Raw genomic sequence first — 16,353 nt, 5'->3', positions numbered from 1 at the left:
GCCGGCCGGCCGTGGACATGTGAGCCCCCGGCGTCGACCCCCGCTCGAACCGCTTCCGCCGCGACAAGCTCGCAAGGCCTTGCGCCCCTCCCTGCGACGGAACCACGCGAAGGTTGGCACGACGCCGGACCGGTCATGACGATGAGGCGGAAGTTTCCGGGCGGGCGTTGAGAAGGCGGGAAAATTCGGCGCGGATCGTCGCAACGCGGCGAGGTCGGCCGACGCGTTCCTTCCCCGCTCGCCGGGGAAGGTGGGCGCCGGAGGCGCTCGGATGGGGTGGCTTCCACCGACAGGCGCGATGTCGGAAGTTCATCGGGCGGGCCGGAGTCTTACCCCCCATCCGTCTCGCTCCGCGAGCCACCTTCCCCCGCAAGGGGGGAAGGAAGAGGAGGGTCGCATCCGGCTCCACCCCTCAGCGGGAAATCCGCGTCTACTTCATCCGCCAGGTCGCGCCGTCGGGGCCGTCCATGACGACGACGTTCAGGGCGTTGAGGCGGTCGCGGATGCGGTCGGCGGCGGGCCAGTCCTTCGCCGCGCGGGCGGCGGCGCGGTCCTTGAGCAGCTGTTCGACCTCGGCGCGCAGGGCGTCGTCGACCTCGCCTTCGAGCCAGGCCGCCGGCCCGGCGCTCAGCACGCCGAGCAGTCGGCCGGCGGCGAGCAGCCGGCCCTTGGCGAGGGCGACGGCCGCGTGGTCGCCCGCGGTCATGCCGCGCTCGATCTCGCTGGACAGGGCGAACAGGGTGGACATCGCGCCCGGCGTGTTCAGATCGTCCTCGATCGCCTTCAGGAAGTCCGCGGGCGGCTCCTCGTCGGCGGCTTCGACCCCCGCGGCCCGGTGCAGGGCGCCGTAGAGACGGTCGAGGTTCTTCTTCGACTGGTCCAGCAGCGACTGGTTCCAGTCCAGCGGCTGGCGGTAGTGGGCGGACAGCAGGGCCCAGCGCACGACCTCGCCCGGGATGGACTGAACGAGGTCGTGCAGCAGAAGGACGTTGCCGATCGACTTGGACATCTTCTCGGCGTCCACGGTCAGAAAGCCGTTGTGCATCCAGTACTTCGCATACTGGCCGTGCGCGTCGGCGCCGTGGGCGTGGCCGTGGGCGCAGACGCCCTGGGCGATCTCGTTCTCATGGTGCGGGAAGACCAGGTCGATGCCGCCGCCGTGGATGTCGATCGGCAGGCCCAGGTTCTCCTCGATCATGGCGGAGCATTCGATGTGCCAGCCGGGGCGGCCGTCGCCCCACGGCGAAGGCCACGACGGCTCGCCCTCTTTCGACGGCTTCCACAGCACGAAGTCGTGGGCGTTCTTCTTGTAGGGCGCCACCTCGACGCGGGCGCCGGCGATCATGTCGTCGAGGTTGCGGCCGGACAGGCGCCCGTAGGCCGGATAGCTGGAGACGTCGAAGAGGACGTGCCCCTCGGCCGCATAGGCGCAGCCGGCGTCGACGATGGCGGCGATCTGACGGACGATCGCGTCCATGTGGTCGGTGACGTGGGGGGCGAGGTCCGGCGGGGCGACGTTCAGCCGGGCCATGTCCTGGAGATAATGCGCCTCGTACTTCGAGGTGATCTCGGCGATGGGCACGCCGAGCGCGGCGGCGCGCTGGTTGATCTTGTCGTCCACGTCCGTGACGTTGCGGGCGTAGATCACCTTGTCGGCCCCGTATTCCCGGCGCAGCAGGCGGACCAGCACGTCGAAGACCACCGGAGGGCGGGCGTTGCCGATGTGGGCGTGGTCGTAGACCGTCGGCCCGCAGACGTAGAGCGTCACCCGGTCCGGATCGCGCGGCGTGAAGACGCGCTTTTCGCGATGAAGGGTGTCGTGGAGCGTCAGGGGCATGGGAGCGTCTTCGGGGAGAGTTTTTTTGCGGGACGGACTTTTCTTGCGAGAAGGCCGGGCGGTCCCATATAGGCCGCGAAGCTGATAAAGAGTCAGCGACGAGCGTCAAACATCGTCTCCGGATCCCAGAATGAGCGTCACGCCGACCAAGCCCGTGCTGGTGTCCAACGACCAGCCGCAGCGCCCCAGCCGCGAGGAGGCCCTGAAGGCCGTCCGCACCCTGCTGGCGTGGGCCGGCGACGACCCGGACCGCGAGGGTCTGAAGGACACGCCGAAGCGCGTCGTCGACGCCTATGCCGAATGGTTCGAGGGCTATGACGCCGATCCGGCGAAGGAGCTGAGCCGCACGTTCGAGGACGTGCAGGGCTATGACGACATGGTCCTGCTGCGCGAGATCGAGGTCGAGAGCCACTGCGAGCACCACATGGCGCCGTTCCTGGGCAAGGCCTACGTCGCCTATGTGCCGGCCGAGAAGGTGGTCGGCATCTCCAAGCTGGCGCGCGTGGTCGAGATCTTCTCCAAGCGTCTGCAGACGCAGGAAGTGCTGACGAATCAGATCGCCGAGGCGATCGAGACGCAGCTGGCGCCGCAGGGCACGGCCATCCTGATCGACGCCGAGCATCAGTGCATGACGACGCGGGGCGTGCATCACCGCCACGTTTCGACCATCACCACCCGGTTCACTGGCGTCTTCAAGGACGACGCGGCCCTGAAGGACCGGTTCCTGCGCCTGGCGCGCGGCTGATTTCCCCTCCGCGGGGTAATCGGGACAGGCGGAACCGTTCGACGCCCGAGACCGCTTTACAAGCGGCGCCGGGTCAGCCAAAGCCGTCCGGAAGCTTCAACCTGCCCGACGCGAGCGCGGGCCTGACGGGAGACGCCACGCATGGGCGCGAAACTGGCCGGACCTGGCGGCGGCAAGACCATCGAGCAGAACAGCGACATCAACGTCACGCCGTTCGTCGACATCATGCTGGTGCTGCTGATCATCTTCATGGTGGCCGCGCCGCTGGCGACCGTGTCGATCCGGCTGGACCTGCCGCCCCCGAACCCGACCCCGACCACGGAAGTGGAGGAGCCGGTCTACATCACCATCCAGGAATCCGGCTCGCTGTTCATCGCCGACCGTCAGACGACGATCGAAACCCTGCCGGTCGACGTGTGCGCGGCCCTGGGAGGCGGCGCGGCCTGCCGCGAGGAGCGCCTGTTCATCCGCGCCGACGCGGAAGTGAAGTACAACGCCTTCATGGAAGTGATGAACACCCTGCAGGAGAACGGCTTCTTCAAGGTCGGCCTGCTGAACGAAGACATCACCTGATTTCAGGCGAGAGCCGACACGATCCAGGGCCGCTTCCCGCACGGGCAGCGGCCCTTTTCGCATCCGGAGGCGGGACATGACGGCCGACGAGATCGACGCCCTGGTCATGAGCCTGCCCGGGGCGGAACGCAGCACCGCCTACGGCGAGCCGTGCTGGCGGATCGCGGGCAGGTTCTTCGCCCGCCTGAGGGCGGAGGACGACAGCCTGGCGCTGGACGTCTGCGACCGCGACCGGCGCGACATGCTGGTCGAGATGGACCCGCAGGTGTTCCACCTGACCGACCATTACCGGGCCTATTCCTACGTGCTGATCCGCGTCGCGGGCGTCGACCGCGACTGGCTGGAGACCGAGCTGAAGGCGCGCTGGCGCAAGGTGGCACCGGCGGCCCTGAGAAAGGCGCATGCGGGCTTGACCTGACGCCGCGTCAGTGGGGCATGGTGGGTTTCGGAAAAGGACGGACCCGCCGATCATGCCGATTGAGTCCCGAAACCTGACGATCCCGGCGCGGGACGGCTTTCCGCTGTCGGCGCGGCTGTTCCTGGCCGAGCGGCCCGCAGGCGCGGTGTTGGTCAGCGCGGGAACCGGGTTCCCCAAGGGCTTCTACGAGCGGTTCGCCCGACATGCGCAGAGTAAGGGCCTGACGGCCCTCACCTACGACTTCCGGGGGATCGCCGGATCACGGCCCGACGATCTGGCGGCCCTGAAGATGGACTATCCGGACTGGGGGCGGCTGGACATGCCCGCGGCCGTCGACGCGCTCGCCGCGGCGGCGCCCGGGCTTCCGCTGCTCCACGTGGGGCATAGCGTGGGCGGGCATTTCGTCGGCTTCATGGACAACCAGGCCCGGCTGGCGCGCCATGCCTTCGTCTCGGTCGGCTCGGGCTACTGGGGCGGACATCACCGCAGCTACAACCCGCTGGAGCTGTTCTTCTGGTTCGGTTTCGGCCCGCTGAGCCTGGCGCGGCGCGGCTATGTGAAGGGCGGCGGCCTGTGGGCGGGGACGGACCTGCCGCGAGGCGTGTTCGAGACCTGGCGGCGCTGGTGCCTGAACCCCCGCTATTTCGAGGACGAGCTGAAGGACCGGCTGCGACCCCATCAGTTCGACGCCGTCTCGGCGCCGATCCGCAGCTGGATCTTCACGGACGATCCGATCGCCACGCCGGAGACGGCGCGCCGGCTGATGCGCGTATACCCCCACGCGCCGTGGGACATGGTCGTCACCCGGCCCGCCGACCTGGGAGCGACCCGCGTCGGGCACGAGGGCGCGTTCCGGCGCGGGATGGAGCCGCTGTGGGATCAGATCCTCGGCTGGCTGGTTGAAGACGCGGTCGGCGGCCCCACCTGAGGGACCGTCCCCTTCGCCCGGAGCCAGCACATGACCGATCAGCCCGCCGTGACCGTCGACGGCCATGCCATCCCCCTGCTGGGCTTCGGCACCTGGAACCTGGTCCCGGACGACGCGCGGCGCATGGTGCGGGAGGCGCTGCGGATCGGCTATCGCCACATCGACACGGCGTGGATCTATGAGAACGAGGCCGCCGTCGGTCAGGGCCTGCAGGACGCCATCGACGAAGGCCTGGTCGCGCGCGACGAGGTGTGGCTGACGACCAAGATCTGGGTGAAGCATTTCCAGCACGACGCCCTGCTGCGGCAGGCGCGCGAGTCGGCGGACGCGCTGGGCACGACGCCGGATCTTCTGCTGCTGCATTGGCCCAAGGCGGAGCCGTCGTTCGAGGAGACGCTGGCTGCGCTGAACGCGGCCAGGACGCAGGGGCTGACGCGCACGATCGGCCTGTCGAACTTCCCTGCGCAGGAATGGAGCCGGGCCCAGTCGCTGTCGGAGGCGACGCTGGTGACCAACCAGGTCGAATACCACCCCTACCTGAAGCTGACGCGGCTGCTGGAGACGGCGCGGGAGCTGGGCTCGTCGGTGACGGCGTGGTCGCCGTTGGCGCAGGGCAAGGTGGCGGACGACCCAACGCTGACGGAGATCGGCCGGGCGCACGGCAAGACGGCGGCGCAGGTGACGCTGCGCTGGCTGATCCAGCAGGGCGTGATCGCCATTCCGCGCTCCTCGAAGAAAAGCCGGGCGGCCGAGAGCTTCGACATCTTCGACTTCGCGCTGTCGGACGAGGAGATGGACCGCATCCATGCGCTGGCGCGACCGGACGGGCGACTGGGCGACTGGATTGATCCGGCGTTCCAATGGGACCAGGAATGGTGACCGGCTGATCGCCCGTCAGAGGCGGCGGCCAAGGGACAGGAGCCGCCGATGGGTCAGGTGCTGGGTTTCCCCGGAGTGGACGCGGAGGACGCCGCCGTCGGGGCGCGGCTGAAGCGCTGGCGCGAGGCGCGGGGCATGGCCGTCGAGGAACTGGCGCGGCTGATGGACCTGACGCCGGAGGAGGAGCGTCGCGTCGAGGCCGGCCGGGCGCATCTGGACAGCGTCAGGCAGGGCGCGGCGACGCGGGCCCTGCACCTGCCCATCTGGGCGCTGGCGTCGGACAGGCGGGCGCACTAAGCCAGGTCGCATGGCCTACAAGTCCCTGCGCGACTTCATCGACATGCTGGAAGCGGAGGGCGAGCTGGTCCGCGTCGCCGAGCCGGTGTCGACCCATCTGGAAATGACGGAAATCCAGACGCGGCTGCTGCGCAACGGCGGGCCGGCGGTGATGTTCGAGAAGCCGGTGATGCCGGACGGGTCGATCAGCCCGATCCCGTGTCTGGCCAATCTGTTCGGCACTGTGAAGCGCGTCGCCATGGGCGTGACCCTGGGCAGGAAGGCTCGGACCACCGCGGCCGAAATGCGGGAGGTCGGCCATCTGCTGGCGGACCTGCGCAACCCCACACCGCCGCGCGACATGGGGCAGGCGCTGGAGATGCTGCCCATGGTCCAGACGGCCATGACCATGCGGCCGAAGGTCGTGAAGACCGCCCCGGTGCAGCAGGTCGTACTGAAGGGCGACGCGATCGACCTGACGTCCCTGCCGATCCAGGGCTGCTGGCCCGGTGAGCCCGCGCCGCTGATCACCTGGGGTCTGGTGGTCACCAAGGGGCCGAGCGACGCGCGCGAGGACGACTTCAACCTGGGCATCTATCGGATGCAGGTGCTGGGCAAGGACCGGGCGATCATGCGCTGGCTGGCGCACCGCGGCGGGGCCCAGCATTACGCCCGGCACAAGCGGGCGGGGAAGCGAGAGCCCCTGCCGGCCGCGATCGTTCTGGGCGCCGATCCGGGCACGATCCTGGCGGCGGTGACGCCGGTGCCGGACACCCTGTCGGAATATCAGTTCGCAGGCCTGCTGCGCGGGGCCAAGGCGGAACTGGTGGACTGCAAGACCGTGCCGCTGAAGGTCCCGGCGCAGGCCGAGATCGTGATCGAGGGCCACGTGCTGCTGGACGAGCACGCGCCGGAGGGGCCGTACGGCGACCACACGGGCTACTACAACTCCGTCGAGACCTTCCCGGTATTCGTGGCGACGGCGATCACCATGCGGCGCGACCCCATCTATCTGACGACGTTCACCGGCAGGCCGCCTGACGAGCCCAGCGTGCTGGGCGAGGCGTTGAACGAGGTGTTCATTCCCCTGCTGCAGCAGCAGTTTCCGGAGATCGTCGACTTCTGGCTGCCGCCCGAGGGGTGCAGCTATCGCATCGCCGTGGTGTCGATGAAGAAGGCGTATCCCGGCCACGCCAAGCGCGTGATGATGGGCTGCTGGAGCTATCTTCGGCAGTTCATGTACACCAAGTGGATCATCGTCGTGGATCACACGGTGAACGCCCGCGACTGGAAGGACGTCATGTGGGCCATTTCGACCAAGATGGACCCGGCGCGCGACGTCACGATCATCGAGAACACGCCGATCGACTATCTGGACTTCGCCAGTCCCGAGAGCGGGTTGGGGTCGAAGATCGGGCTGGACGCCACCGACAAGTGGGCGCCCGAGACGAATCGCGAATGGGGCGAGGAGATCCGCATGGACGATGCGGTGGTGGAGCGCGTCAGCGAGATCTGGGACCGCCTGGGTTTGCCCGGTGACGGAAAGCCGATCTGGAAATAGGTCGGCGGCCCGTTCGCCGGCGTCGCGAACTGTGGCGAAAAAGCGCTATTCTCATGACGGAAAAGTAATCTAGGCTGACGGCTCTTCCCGCTTTCAGAGGATCCGCCATGCGACTTTTCCTGACGTGTGCGGCAGCCTTCGCGCTGGCCCTGCCCGTGGTGACGGCTCCGACGACCTCAGCCGCGCAGGTGCTGGCCGGCAGGAACGCCGCCCGGCAATCCGGAGCGCCCCGGTTCACCCGCGAGGAGCGCCTGACCAATCTTCTCAGGGAGGCCGAGGATCGTCTGATCGACATCAACGATCAAATCGCGAGCCTTGAGAGCAGTGGAGAGGCCGCCGGAGGACTGACCGCCGGCCAGCAACGTCAGCTGGCCGGGCTGCACCGTCGCCGCGAGCGCGAGGAGCGCGAGATCGCCCGCCTGGAAACGGCGCTGGACGGGTCGTCGGAAGACTGACGTCGGCGCGCGCGCAAGACCTGGAAGGCAAACGGCTTGCCAGACACGGCGAGGCGGCGGATGAACGATCCATGCGCCTCACCCTGCTCCTCGCCGCCGTCGCGGCCCTAGCGTCCGGCCCCGCCATGTCACAGTCCACCCCGAACGCCGCCCCCTGGGATCAGGAGTTCCTGCCGCCCGCGCCGGCGTGGAACGGCGCCAGCCGGGCCCTGATCCGGGCCGCGAGCGACCCGTGGGCGACCGATTTCGAGAAGGATCCGGAGCTGAATTTCAGCCCCGACTATGCGGCGACGCGCGCGTGGTTCGACCGGCTGGACGCCTCGTCGGACCTGATCCGCATCGAGCAATTCGGCACATCGCCGGAGGGGCGGCCGATCTATGCCGTCATCGCCTCGAAGGACGGCGGCACGTTCGATCCGGCCAAGCCGGTGCTGATGATCCAGGCCGGCATCCATCCCGGCGAGATCGACGGCAAGGACGCCGGGATGATGCTGCTGCGGGACGTGGCGCACTATGGCAAGGACGACCTGCTGGACCGGGTCAACCTGATCCTGATCCCCATCCTGTCGGTCGACGGGCATGAGCGGGCGTCCGCCTATTCCCGTCCGAACCAGCGGGGGCCGCGCATCCAGGGCTGGCGCAACACGGCGACGAACCAGAACCTGAACCGCGACTACATGAAGCTGGATCAGGCCGAAATGCGCGCGGTGCGCGAGCTGATCGTGAAATACCGGCCGGACCTGTACGTCGACGTGCACGTGACCGACGGCATGGACTACCAGTACGACGTCACCTTCGGCTTCAACGGCGAGAACGGCGCCTTCACGCGGTCGCCGGCCAGCTCGGGCTGGCTGGACGCGACGTTCAAGCCGGCGATGTACGCGGCGCTGGAAGGCCGCGGACACATCCCGGGCGAGCTGGTGTTCGGCGTGGACGACGGGAACCCGAAGGCCGGCCTGTCGGACGGTGGGCTGGGGGAGCGGTTCTCCAACGGCTGGGGCGCCGCGGCGCACGTGCCGACCATCCTGATCGAGAACCACAGCCTGAAGCCGTACGATCAGCGGGTGCTGGGGACCTATGTCTTCATCGAGACGGCGCTGCGGGTTCTGGCGACGGACGGCGGCGACCTGCGCGCCGCGATACGCTCCGACGAGGCGCTGAGGCCGGCACAGATCGCGGCGAACTTCGAGCCCGATCCGACGCCGCAGCGGACGGTGGCGTTCAAGGGCATCCGCTATGAGACGTACCGGTCCGAGGCGTCGGGACGGGACGAGATCCGCTGGCTGGGCGAGCCGGATCCGGAAGTCTGGCAGGTGCCGTTCTACGGCTCGCGGCCGACGCTGACGCTGGCCCGGCCCGAGGCCTACTGGGTGCCGGCGCATCGCCGGGACCTGATCGAGCGACTGGCCATCCACGGCGTGCGGATGGAGCGGATCGAGGCGTCGCGGACGGTGTCCGTCGACATGTTGCGGCTGGTGGACCCGACCACGGCGACGCGGACCAACGAGGGGCATGTGGCCAATGCGGTGAAGACGGTCGAGGTCGAGCGCCGCGACTGGACCTTCCCCGCCGGGTCGGTGCGGGTGCCGACCGACCAGCCGCTGGGCGACGTGGTGGTGCTGCTGCTGGAGCCGCAGTCGAGCGAGAGCTTCTTCGCCTGGGGCCTGATCTCGGAAGTGCTGAACCGGGTCGAGTACATCGAAGGCTATGCCATCGCGCCGCTGGCCGACCGCATGCTGGCGGCCGACCCGGCGCTGAGGGCCGAGTTCGAGGCCAAGCTGGCGGCCGAGCCGGAGTTCGCGGCGAACGGCGACGCGCGCCTGCAGTGGTTCTATGAGCGGACGCCGTTCCACGACGACCGCTACCGCCTCTATCCGATCGCACGGGAACCCTGATGGACATGACGCCGCTGCACGCCGCCGGGCTTTGGTCCGGGCTGATGATCCTGCTGATGACCGTGTTGGCGTTCCGTGTGGTCGCCAACCGGCGCAAGCACCGCGTGCTGTTCGGGGACGGGGGCGTGCCGCAGGTGACGGTGGCGACGCGGGCCTTCGGCAATGCGGCGGAATATGTGCCGGTCGGGATCGGGGCGCTGATCCTGCTGGCGCTGCTGGGCTACCAGAGCTGGGCGATCCACGCCGTCGGCGGGGTGCTGTTCGCGGGCCGGCTGATTCACGGACTGTGGCTGAGCCACGGCAAGGGTCCGGGGCCGGCGCGGCTGATCGGCATGATCCTGACGCTGACGGCGCTGATCGCCGCGGGCGCCATGCTGGTGGCCTGTCCCTTCATGGGCTGAGGCCGGTTGCGGCCCGTCGGACCCTCCGCCATATCGGGGCATGTTCGACGCCGCCCCCGACGACCTGCTCCCCGAGCTGATCACCGCCGCGCGCAAGGCCGGCGCCGACGCCGCCGAGGCCGTGCTGGCCGAGCGGGCGTCTCTGTCCGTGGGGGTGCGCAACGGCGCGCTGGAGGAGGTCGAGCGCGAGGAAAGCCGCGACCTGTCCCTGAGGGTGTTCGTGGGACGACGGCAGGCCACCGTCAGCTCGTCCGACCTGTCGCCGGCGACGCGCGCGCGGCTGGTCGAGCGCGTGGTGGCGATGGCCAGGCTGGCGCCGGAGGATCCCTATGCGCGGCTGGCGACGGCCGGGGAACTGGCCCGCGCGCCCCTGCCCGATCTGGAGCTGTTCGACGCCTCGGCGCCGAGTCCGGCGGAGCTGGAGGCGGCGGCGGCCGAAGCCGAAGGCGCGGCGCTGGCCGTGGAGGGCGTGGCGAAGTCGGAAGGCGGGCATGCCTCGGCCAGTTCCAGCCGCTGGCGGCTGGTGACGTCGGAAGGCTTCGACGGGGTGCATCGCGGCAGCGTCTTCTCGCTGGGCGCGTCCGTGATCGCAGAAAAGGACGGGGCCATGGAGCGCGGCGGCGAGCACCGCGGCCTGCGCTGGCTGGCGGACCTGCCGTCCGCCGCCGAGATCGGCGCCGAGGGCGGGCGGCGTGCCGCGCGGCGCGTGGGCGCCCGCAAGATCGCCTCGACCACCGCGCCGGTGATCTTCGAGAACCGGACGGCGACCCAAGTGCTGTCTCCACTGATTTCTGCCATGGCCGGACCGTCGGTGGCGCGGGGCATGAGCTTCGTGAAGGACCGACTGGGCAAGCGGGTGCTGCCGACCGGCCAATCAATCATTGACGACCCGTTCCGGCCCCGCGGGCTGGGCTCCACGCCGTTCGACGACGAGGGGCTTCCGGTCTCGCGACGGGCGCTGATCGAGGACGGGGCGATCACCACCTGGCTGCTGAACCTGTCGTCGGCGGCGCAGCTGGGCATGGCGTCGACGGGGCATGCGTCGCGCGGCGGGGCGGGGCCGGCGGGCGTGTCGGGACACAATCTGCATCTGACGCCGGGGAGCCGCGACCTGGACGGACTGATGGCGGACGCCGGGCGCGGCCTGCTGGTGACCAGCATGTTCGGGCCGTCGCTGAACGCCGACACCGGCGACTGGTCGGCCGGGGTGTCGGGCTTCTGGTTCGAGGACGGCGCGATCGTCCATCCGGTCAGCGAGGTGACCGTGGCCGGAAATCTGCTGGATCTCTACGGGCGTCTGATCGCCGGATCGGATCTGAAGTTCCGGGGCAGCTTCAACAGCCCCTCGCTGATGTTCGACGCGGTGGCCATCGCCGGAAAATGAAGGACTTGCAGTCCGATCTTGAGCTGATCGTCGAGGCCGCGCGCGAGGCGGGGGCGCTGGCGCTGAGCGAGCGGGCCAAGGGGCTGACCATCCGGTCGAAGGTCGGGGGCTCGCCCGTGACCCAGGCCGATCTGGCCGTCGACGACCTGCTGAAGACGCGGCTGCTGGGCGCGCGGCCGGATCATGGCTGGCTGTCGGAGGAGACGGCGGACGGGCCCGAGCGGCTGACCAGGCGACGCATCTTCGTTGTCGATCCGATCGACGGCACGGTCGCCTACATGAAGGACCGGCCGTGGTGGTGCGTGCCCATCGCGATCGTCGAGGACGGGCGGCCGATCGCCGCGGTCGTGCACGCGCCCGCGTTGGACGAGACCTTCACGGCGACGGCGGGCGGCGGCGCCTTTCTGAACGGGCGGCCGATCCTCGCGTCGGACACGGCCGATCTGGACGACGCGGCGGTGCTGGGCGACGGGCGGATGTTCGCCGACGTCAGCCTGTGGCCCGAGCCCTGGCCGGCGATGCGGTGGGAGAAGCGCAACGCCCTGGCCTATCGGCTGGCGCTGGTGGCGGCGGGGGCGTTCGACGCGGCCATCGCCCCGTCGCCCAAGTGGGACTGGGACGTGGCGGCGGGCGCCCTGATCGCTCAGGAGGCGGGCGCCAGGGTGTCCGACCATCACGGCCGGCCGTGGACGTTCAACCGCGCCGACCCGAGGCAGGCGGGGCTGGTGTGCGCCGCCCCGGCCCTTTGGCCGTTGATCGTGGGGCGCACGCGGTCCATACCCCTGCCCGCCGACCTGCCCTGAAGAGACCCCGGATGACCGACGTTCACGACGACCACGAACAGCTGCTGCACATCGTCATCGGCGGCGAGCTGCGGCATCTGGACCAGCCGGTCTTCCGCGATCTGTCGCAGGTCGAGTTCGTGGGGGCCTTCCCGAACTACGCCGAGGCGAAGAAGGCGTGGAAGGCGCGGGCCCAGGCCACGGTCGACAACGCGCACATGCGCTATTTCATCCTGCACGCGCACCGTCTGATCGATCCGCGCGGCGACGCGCACTGAGATGGAGCTGTTCGGCCGCACCTTGGGCGCGCAGGAGATCGCCGGACTGGTGTTCCTGCTGGGCGCGCTGGCGCTGTGGGCCAACGTGTTGCGGGGCCAGCTGCGCGAGCGTCGCTGGGTCAAGGAGCGGCAGGCGGAGGCCGCGAAGGACAAGCCGAAGGGGCCCGACCACGGCGGACCGTGGGGCTGAACCCTATTCGCGCCTGAGGAGCTTCTCCGTCAGCAGGGTTCCCCACCACTGGGCCTTGAACTCCTGCCGGATGGCCCTGGGGTCGTAGGCGGGGGAGCTGATCCAGTCGAGGAAGGCGACGCCCGTCGGCTCGACCTCGTTCAGATACTTCTCCAGCGTGAAATCCAGCACGCCGGTCAGACCCTCGCGGTGGTGCAGGTACTTCTTGTCGAGCTGTTTGATCGCCTCTGCCATCGGCTCGCCGAGGTGGAAGTGACGATAGAGCACCGCCATCATGCCGGCCCGGTCCGCGCCCGACTTGCAATGGATCAGGGCCGGATATTCGATCGTGCGAAACAGTTCCCGCGCGCGGAGGATGCGGTCCGGCTGCGGCGGGTCGCGGCTGTCCAGCGGCGCGTCGATCAGGGTCAGGCCGAGGCGCTCGCAGGCGTCCTTCTCCAGCGCGTAGTAGGCCTCGTCGCGGGCGCCGCGCAGGTTGACGACCGTCCGGATGCCCTTCGCCTTCCAGCCCGCCAGCTGGCGCGGCGAGGGCTGGTTGGTGCGAACCAGATCCGGGCCCAGCCAGTGGGCGTTCCGGAACCACCGGCGCAGGAAGGCGTGGTCGCCCCAGACGTAGTCCCAGTGCGCCTTGAACCGGCCGGCGCGGGTGGAGAGGTCGTAGCGCGACATGGGCCGGAGATAGGGGTTTTCCCCGCCGCCGTCACCGAGGGGTGATCGCCGAAAGGCAACCGCCGGGCCGGGATCGCCGTTGTGCCGGGAACGAAGTGGAGTTTCCGATGCGCACGCTTGCCCTGTCCCTGACCCTTTTCATCAGCGCCGGCGCGGCGAGCGCCGCGGCCGCGCAGGAGGCGCCGTCCGCAGGCGCCGTGATCCGGCAGAGCGACGGCGCCTTGACCTGCGAGCAGATCGTCGCCGAGGGTGCCCAGATCAGCCAGGCGCTGGGCGAGACCAAGGAACAGAGCATGTTCGGACGGTTCGGCGGGGTGGTGAAGGCCGGCGCTTCCATGCTGGTGCCGGGCGCCGGCATCGCCATCGCGGGCGTCGAGGCCATGGGCGAGGACGAGCGGCAGGCCGCCCTGGCCGAGGATCTGGCCCGCATGAACCGCTGGTACTACCTGAACGGCCTGTACTTCGGGAAAGGCTGCGGAACCCCCGCGATCGCCGGTCAGTGACGTCGGGGTCGACCCGAGCCTGACGCCCCCGCAGCAGGGCGCTTGACTTCCCTCCCCCGCCGTCCGACCTCGGACCGATGACCGCCGCCGAGGACACGACCGCGCGCCGTCCCCTGGCGGGACGGATATGGCGCGAGCATCTGTCGAAACGGAAGGGCGCGCTGGCGCTGTCGATCCTGTGCGCCGTCGTGGTCGGCGTCATGGCGGCGACGGTGCTGCAGCTGCTGGAGCCGGCCATCGACGGCCTTTTCCTGCAGCGTCCGGTGACGATCTGGGGCCTGATCCGCATTCCGCCGGAAGGAGCGCTGGTCAGCATTCCCCTGCTGATCGTGGGTCTGGCGGTGATCTGGACCGTGGCGGCGCTGGGGCAGGCGGCGCTGGTCAACCGGATCGGCCACGGCATCGTCGGCGACATCCAGGTGCGGCTGTTCGGATCGATGATCCGGGCGGATCTGGCGCGGCTGCGCAGCAAGCATTCCGGCAGTTTCGTCTCGTCGGTGCTGTTCGACGCCAATCTGGTGCGCGAGGCCTTCACCAACGGCGTCGTAAACTACACCCAGCACGCGCTGACCCTGATCGCGGTGATCCTCTACATGGCGATCACCGACTGGCGGCTGACGCTGATCGTGCTGCTGGGCGCGCCGGTCATCAGCTGGGTGATGCGCCGGTTTTCCAGACGCATGCGCAAGGCGACCACCGGTGCGATGGTCGAGACCGAGAACCTGTCCACCGCCCTGATGGAGAACCTGGACGGGGTCCGGCTGGTCAAGCTCGAGAACCGCGAGGCGGTGGAGGAAGCCCGCGTCGGCGAGGTGGTCGCGCGGCGTCAGCGGCACGTGATCAAGTCGGCCGACAGCCGGGCGTTCGCGGGGCCGTTCTCAAATCTGGTCGCCATGATCGTGGTCGCCGCGGTCATGGCCTATGCCGGATGGCAGGCGCGAGAGGGGCAGATGACGGTGGGGGCCTTCGCCGCCTTCATCGGCCTGCTGATGGCGGCGGGACAGAGCCTGCGGCAGGTGACCAATCTGCAGACGGTGATGGCCGAGGGCCTGACCGCGGCGGAGCGGCTGTTCGACGCGCTGGACATCCAGCCGGAGATCCGGGAGGCGGCGGCGCCGGTGGCCTTGCCCGACGGGCCGCTGGAGATCGCCTTCCGGGGCGTCGACTTCGCTTACGCCGGCGCGCCTGCCCCCACGCTGTCGGACGTGACGCTGACGGTGGCGCCCGGTCGCACGGTGGCCCTGGTCGGGCCGTCCGGCGGGGGCAAGAGCACGATCCTGAGCCTGCTGCCGCGTTTCTATGACGTGACCGGCGGGGCCGTGACCGTCGGCGGGGTGGACGTGCGGCACGCGTCGTTGGGCGCGCTGCGCGACCGGATCGCCCTGGTCACCCAGGAGCCGTTCCTGTTCGACGAGACGATCCGCGCCAACATCGCCTATGCGCGGCCTGACGCGACCGACGACCAGATCGAGGCGGCGGCGCGCGCGGCGGCGGCGCATGACTTCATCGAGGCCCTGCCCGACGGCTACGGCACGCGGGCGGGCGAGGCCGGAGCGCGATTGTCGGGCGGCCAGCGCCAGCGCATCGCCATCGCGCGGGCATTTCTGAAGGACGCACCTATCCTGCTGCTGGACGAGGCGACCAGTGCGCTGGACACCGAAAGCGAGTCGCTGGTTCAGGCCGCGCTGGAGCGGCTCATGGCCGGGCGGGCGACGCTGATGATCGCGCACCGCCTGTCGACGGTGATGAAGGCCGACGCCATTCACGTGCTGGAAGCTGGCCGGATCGTGGAGAGCGGCACCCACGCGCAGCTGGTCAGGAAGGGCGGCCTGTACGCCCGACTGGCGCGCAGCCAGTCGCTGGACGGAACGCCCGCGGTCGAGGACGTGGCGTGAGGCCGCTGCGCAATCCGGTGATCCAGGGCGTGCTGGCCTGGGCGCTGGCGCAGTGGATGCGGCTGTGCTTCGCGACGATCCGCTGGACGCGCGAGGGCGAGGCCGAGATCGAGGCCCTGTGGAAGCGCGGCGGCGGAGTGATCCCCCTGTTCTGGCATTCACGCATCGCCCTGTCTCCGGCGTCCTGGCCGCTGGACCGGGCGACGCCGGCGAAGGCGCTTATCTCGCTGTCGCCCGACGGACAGTTCATCGCGCGGGCCGTGGCGCGGCTTGGGTTTCCGGCCATTCGCGGCTCCAGCGCCAACAAGGACAAGGCGCAGGCCGCCAAGGGCGGATCACAGGCGCTGCGCGACGGGCTGAAGCAGCTGAAGGTCGGCGCACTGGCGGTGACGCCGGACGGACCGCGCGGACCGGCGAACGTCATGGGTGCGGGCGTGCCGCTGATGGCGAAGCTGTCTGGGGCGCCGGTGGTGTTTCTGGGCCTGTCGTGCCGGCCCGCGGTCCGGCTGGGCAGCTGGGACCGGGCGCTGGTGCCCCTGCCGTTCGGGCGAGGGGCGATCGTCTACGAGGGGGCGACCTATCCGGAGGGCGCCGAGCCGTCGGACGTGGCGCGCGAATGGACTGCGCGCATGACGGCCGTCGAGGCGCGGGCGGACGCGATCACCGGGCTGGAGCGCGTCTGAG

At 69.8% G+C, this 16,353-nt stretch carries 19 protein-coding genes; 17 read left to right on the top strand and 2 right to left on the bottom strand.

The genetic code is table 11. The features are described from left to right. Window positions 1-430: 430 nt before the first annotated feature. Window positions 431-1,837, bottom strand: coding sequence for a cysteine--tRNA ligase (gene cysS / locus VGR32_RS06940; RefSeq protein WP_327449420.1), 1,407 nt, complete (start codon window positions 1,835-1,837; stop codon window positions 431-433). Between the two features lie 130 nt (window positions 1,838-1,967). On the opposite strand from cysS, the gene folE reads away from it, so the two are divergent. The 14 genes from folE to VGR32_RS06870 all read left to right on the top strand — a co-directional run bounded on the left by folE (window position 1,968) and on the right by VGR32_RS06870 (window position 12,602). Beyond that, window positions 1,968-2,582 (top strand): GTP cyclohydrolase I FolE, encoded by a 615-nt coding sequence (folE, locus tag VGR32_RS06935; RefSeq protein WP_327449418.1) that lies wholly within the window; start codon window positions 1,968-1,970, stop codon window positions 2,580-2,582. 141 nt (window positions 2,583-2,723) lie between these two features. Then, a complete protein-coding gene (locus VGR32_RS06930) occupies window positions 2,724-3,155 on the top strand; it encodes a biopolymer transporter ExbD (RefSeq protein WP_327449416.1) in 432 nt (143 codons plus the stop codon). Between the two features lie 76 nt (window positions 3,156-3,231). Continuing rightward, entirely contained in the window at window positions 3,232-3,573 is a 342-nt protein-coding gene (locus tag VGR32_RS06925) for an MmcQ/YjbR family DNA-binding protein (protein WP_327449414.1), read from the top strand. 52 nt (window positions 3,574-3,625) lie between these two features. Beyond that, the gene (locus VGR32_RS06920; protein WP_327449412.1) at window positions 3,626-4,501 is read left to right on the top strand and encodes a serine aminopeptidase domain-containing protein; all 876 of its coding nucleotides are present in this window, start codon (window positions 3,626-3,628) and stop codon (window positions 4,499-4,501) included. Between the two features lie 30 nt (window positions 4,502-4,531). Then, window positions 4,532-5,380 carry an aldo/keto reductase gene (locus tag VGR32_RS06915; RefSeq protein ID WP_327449410.1) on the top strand — a complete coding sequence of 283 codons (849 nt, stop codon included), beginning with the start codon at window positions 4,532-4,534 and terminating at the stop codon, window positions 5,378-5,380. Between the two features lie 48 nt (window positions 5,381-5,428). Next, on the top strand, window positions 5,429-5,677 hold the full coding sequence (locus tag VGR32_RS06910; RefSeq protein WP_327449408.1) for a helix-turn-helix transcriptional regulator: 249 nt from the start codon (window positions 5,429-5,431) through the stop codon (window positions 5,675-5,677). 10 nt (window positions 5,678-5,687) lie between these two features. Then, a complete protein-coding gene (locus tag VGR32_RS06905; RefSeq protein ID WP_327449406.1) occupies window positions 5,688-7,217 on the top strand; it encodes a UbiD family decarboxylase in 1,530 nt (509 codons plus the stop codon). Between the two features lie 107 nt (window positions 7,218-7,324). Continuing rightward, on the top strand, window positions 7,325-7,672 hold the full coding sequence (locus VGR32_RS06900) for a hypothetical protein (RefSeq protein ID WP_327449404.1): 348 nt from the start codon (window positions 7,325-7,327) through the stop codon (window positions 7,670-7,672). Between the two features lie 71 nt (window positions 7,673-7,743). Further along, window positions 7,744-9,567, top strand: coding sequence for a M14 family metallopeptidase (locus VGR32_RS06895; RefSeq protein ID WP_327449402.1), 1,824 nt, complete (start codon window positions 7,744-7,746; stop codon window positions 9,565-9,567). After that, window positions 9,567-9,968, top strand: a complete 402-nt coding sequence (locus tag VGR32_RS06890) for an MAPEG family protein (RefSeq protein WP_327449400.1) — start codon at window positions 9,567-9,569, stop codon at window positions 9,966-9,968. The genes VGR32_RS06895 and VGR32_RS06890 overlap by 1 nt, the downstream gene beginning before the upstream one ends. Window positions 9,969-10,008: 40 nt before the next feature. Continuing rightward, window positions 10,009-11,352, top strand: coding sequence for a TldD/PmbA family protein (locus VGR32_RS06885; RefSeq protein WP_327449398.1), 1,344 nt, complete (start codon window positions 10,009-10,011; stop codon window positions 11,350-11,352). Continuing rightward, window positions 11,349-12,155, top strand: coding sequence for a 3'(2'),5'-bisphosphate nucleotidase CysQ (locus VGR32_RS06880; protein WP_327449396.1), 807 nt, complete (start codon window positions 11,349-11,351; stop codon window positions 12,153-12,155). The genes VGR32_RS06885 and VGR32_RS06880 overlap by 4 nt, the downstream gene beginning before the upstream one ends. An 11-nt stretch (window positions 12,156-12,166) precedes the next feature. Continuing rightward, a complete protein-coding gene (locus tag VGR32_RS06875; RefSeq protein ID WP_327449393.1) occupies window positions 12,167-12,412 on the top strand; it encodes a DUF4170 domain-containing protein in 246 nt (81 codons plus the stop codon). 1 nt (window position 12,413) lies between these two features. Further along, entirely contained in the window at window positions 12,414-12,602 is a 189-nt protein-coding gene (locus tag VGR32_RS06870) for a hypothetical protein (protein ID WP_327449391.1), read from the top strand. 3 nt (window positions 12,603-12,605) lie between these two features. Here the strand turns inward: VGR32_RS06870 and VGR32_RS06865 are convergent, their stop codons facing one another. Further along, window positions 12,606-13,271: a fused DSP-PTPase phosphatase/NAD kinase-like protein gene (locus VGR32_RS06865; RefSeq protein ID WP_327449389.1), complete on the bottom strand. Its 666-nt coding sequence runs from the start codon at window positions 13,269-13,271 to the stop codon at window positions 12,606-12,608. 107 nt (window positions 13,272-13,378) lie between these two features. Between VGR32_RS06865 and VGR32_RS06860 the strand changes: the two genes are divergently transcribed. The 3 genes from VGR32_RS06860 to VGR32_RS06850 all read left to right on the top strand — a co-directional run bounded on the left by VGR32_RS06860 (window position 13,379) and on the right by VGR32_RS06850 (window position 16,352). Further along, the gene (locus tag VGR32_RS06860; RefSeq protein WP_327449387.1) at window positions 13,379-13,774 is read left to right on the top strand and encodes a hypothetical protein; all 396 of its coding nucleotides are present in this window, start codon (window positions 13,379-13,381) and stop codon (window positions 13,772-13,774) included. Window positions 13,775-13,851: 77 nt separating this feature from the next. Continuing rightward, window positions 13,852-15,669, top strand: coding sequence for an ABC transporter ATP-binding protein (locus VGR32_RS06855; RefSeq protein WP_327449385.1), 1,818 nt, complete (start codon window positions 13,852-13,854; stop codon window positions 15,667-15,669). Next, complete coding sequence (locus VGR32_RS06850) at window positions 15,666-16,352, top strand: lysophospholipid acyltransferase family protein (protein ID WP_327449383.1); 687 nt, start codon at window positions 15,666-15,668, stop codon at window positions 16,350-16,352. Before VGR32_RS06855 ends, VGR32_RS06850 begins: the two co-directional genes overlap by 4 nt. The last annotated feature ends 1 nt before the right edge of the window (window position 16,353 follow it).

It is taken from the genome of Brevundimonas sp. (assembly GCF_035935935.1).
Taxonomy (GTDB): Bacteria; Pseudomonadota; Alphaproteobacteria; order Caulobacterales; family Caulobacteraceae; genus Brevundimonas.
The sequence above is the reverse complement of the archived record's forward strand: the minus strand, read 5'-3'. Positions and strand labels throughout refer to the sequence as shown.

Coding starts and splice junctions, on each gene's coding strand:
- cysS (WP_327449420.1), bottom strand. CDS start 1,837: ATGCCCCTGACGCTCCACGACACCCTTCATCGCGAAAAGCGCGTCTTC.
- folE (WP_327449418.1), top strand. CDS start 1,968: ATGAGCGTCACGCCGACCAAGCCCGTGCTGGTGTCCAACGACCAGCCG.
- VGR32_RS06930 (WP_327449416.1), top strand. CDS start 2,724: ATGGGCGCGAAACTGGCCGGACCTGGCGGCGGCAAGACCATCGAGCAG.
- VGR32_RS06925 (WP_327449414.1), top strand. CDS start 3,232: ATGACGGCCGACGAGATCGACGCCCTGGTCATGAGCCTGCCCGGGGCG.
- VGR32_RS06920 (WP_327449412.1), top strand. CDS start 3,626: ATGCCGATTGAGTCCCGAAACCTGACGATCCCGGCGCGGGACGGCTTT.
- VGR32_RS06915 (WP_327449410.1), top strand. CDS start 4,532: ATGACCGATCAGCCCGCCGTGACCGTCGACGGCCATGCCATCCCCCTG.
- VGR32_RS06910 (WP_327449408.1), top strand. CDS start 5,429: ATGGGTCAGGTGCTGGGTTTCCCCGGAGTGGACGCGGAGGACGCCGCC.
- VGR32_RS06905 (WP_327449406.1), top strand. CDS start 5,688: ATGGCCTACAAGTCCCTGCGCGACTTCATCGACATGCTGGAAGCGGAG.
- VGR32_RS06900 (WP_327449404.1), top strand. CDS start 7,325: ATGCGACTTTTCCTGACGTGTGCGGCAGCCTTCGCGCTGGCCCTGCCC.
- VGR32_RS06895 (WP_327449402.1), top strand. CDS start 7,744: ATGCGCCTCACCCTGCTCCTCGCCGCCGTCGCGGCCCTAGCGTCCGGC.
- VGR32_RS06890 (WP_327449400.1), top strand. CDS start 9,567: ATGGACATGACGCCGCTGCACGCCGCCGGGCTTTGGTCCGGGCTGATG.
- VGR32_RS06885 (WP_327449398.1), top strand. CDS start 10,009: ATGTTCGACGCCGCCCCCGACGACCTGCTCCCCGAGCTGATCACCGCC.
- VGR32_RS06880 (WP_327449396.1), top strand. CDS start 11,349: ATGAAGGACTTGCAGTCCGATCTTGAGCTGATCGTCGAGGCCGCGCGC.
- VGR32_RS06875 (WP_327449393.1), top strand. CDS start 12,167: ATGACCGACGTTCACGACGACCACGAACAGCTGCTGCACATCGTCATC.
- VGR32_RS06870 (WP_327449391.1), top strand. CDS start 12,414: ATGGAGCTGTTCGGCCGCACCTTGGGCGCGCAGGAGATCGCCGGACTG.
- VGR32_RS06865 (WP_327449389.1), bottom strand. CDS start 13,271: ATGTCGCGCTACGACCTCTCCACCCGCGCCGGCCGGTTCAAGGCGCAC.
- VGR32_RS06860 (WP_327449387.1), top strand. CDS start 13,379: ATGCGCACGCTTGCCCTGTCCCTGACCCTTTTCATCAGCGCCGGCGCG.
- VGR32_RS06855 (WP_327449385.1), top strand. CDS start 13,852: ATGACCGCCGCCGAGGACACGACCGCGCGCCGTCCCCTGGCGGGACGG.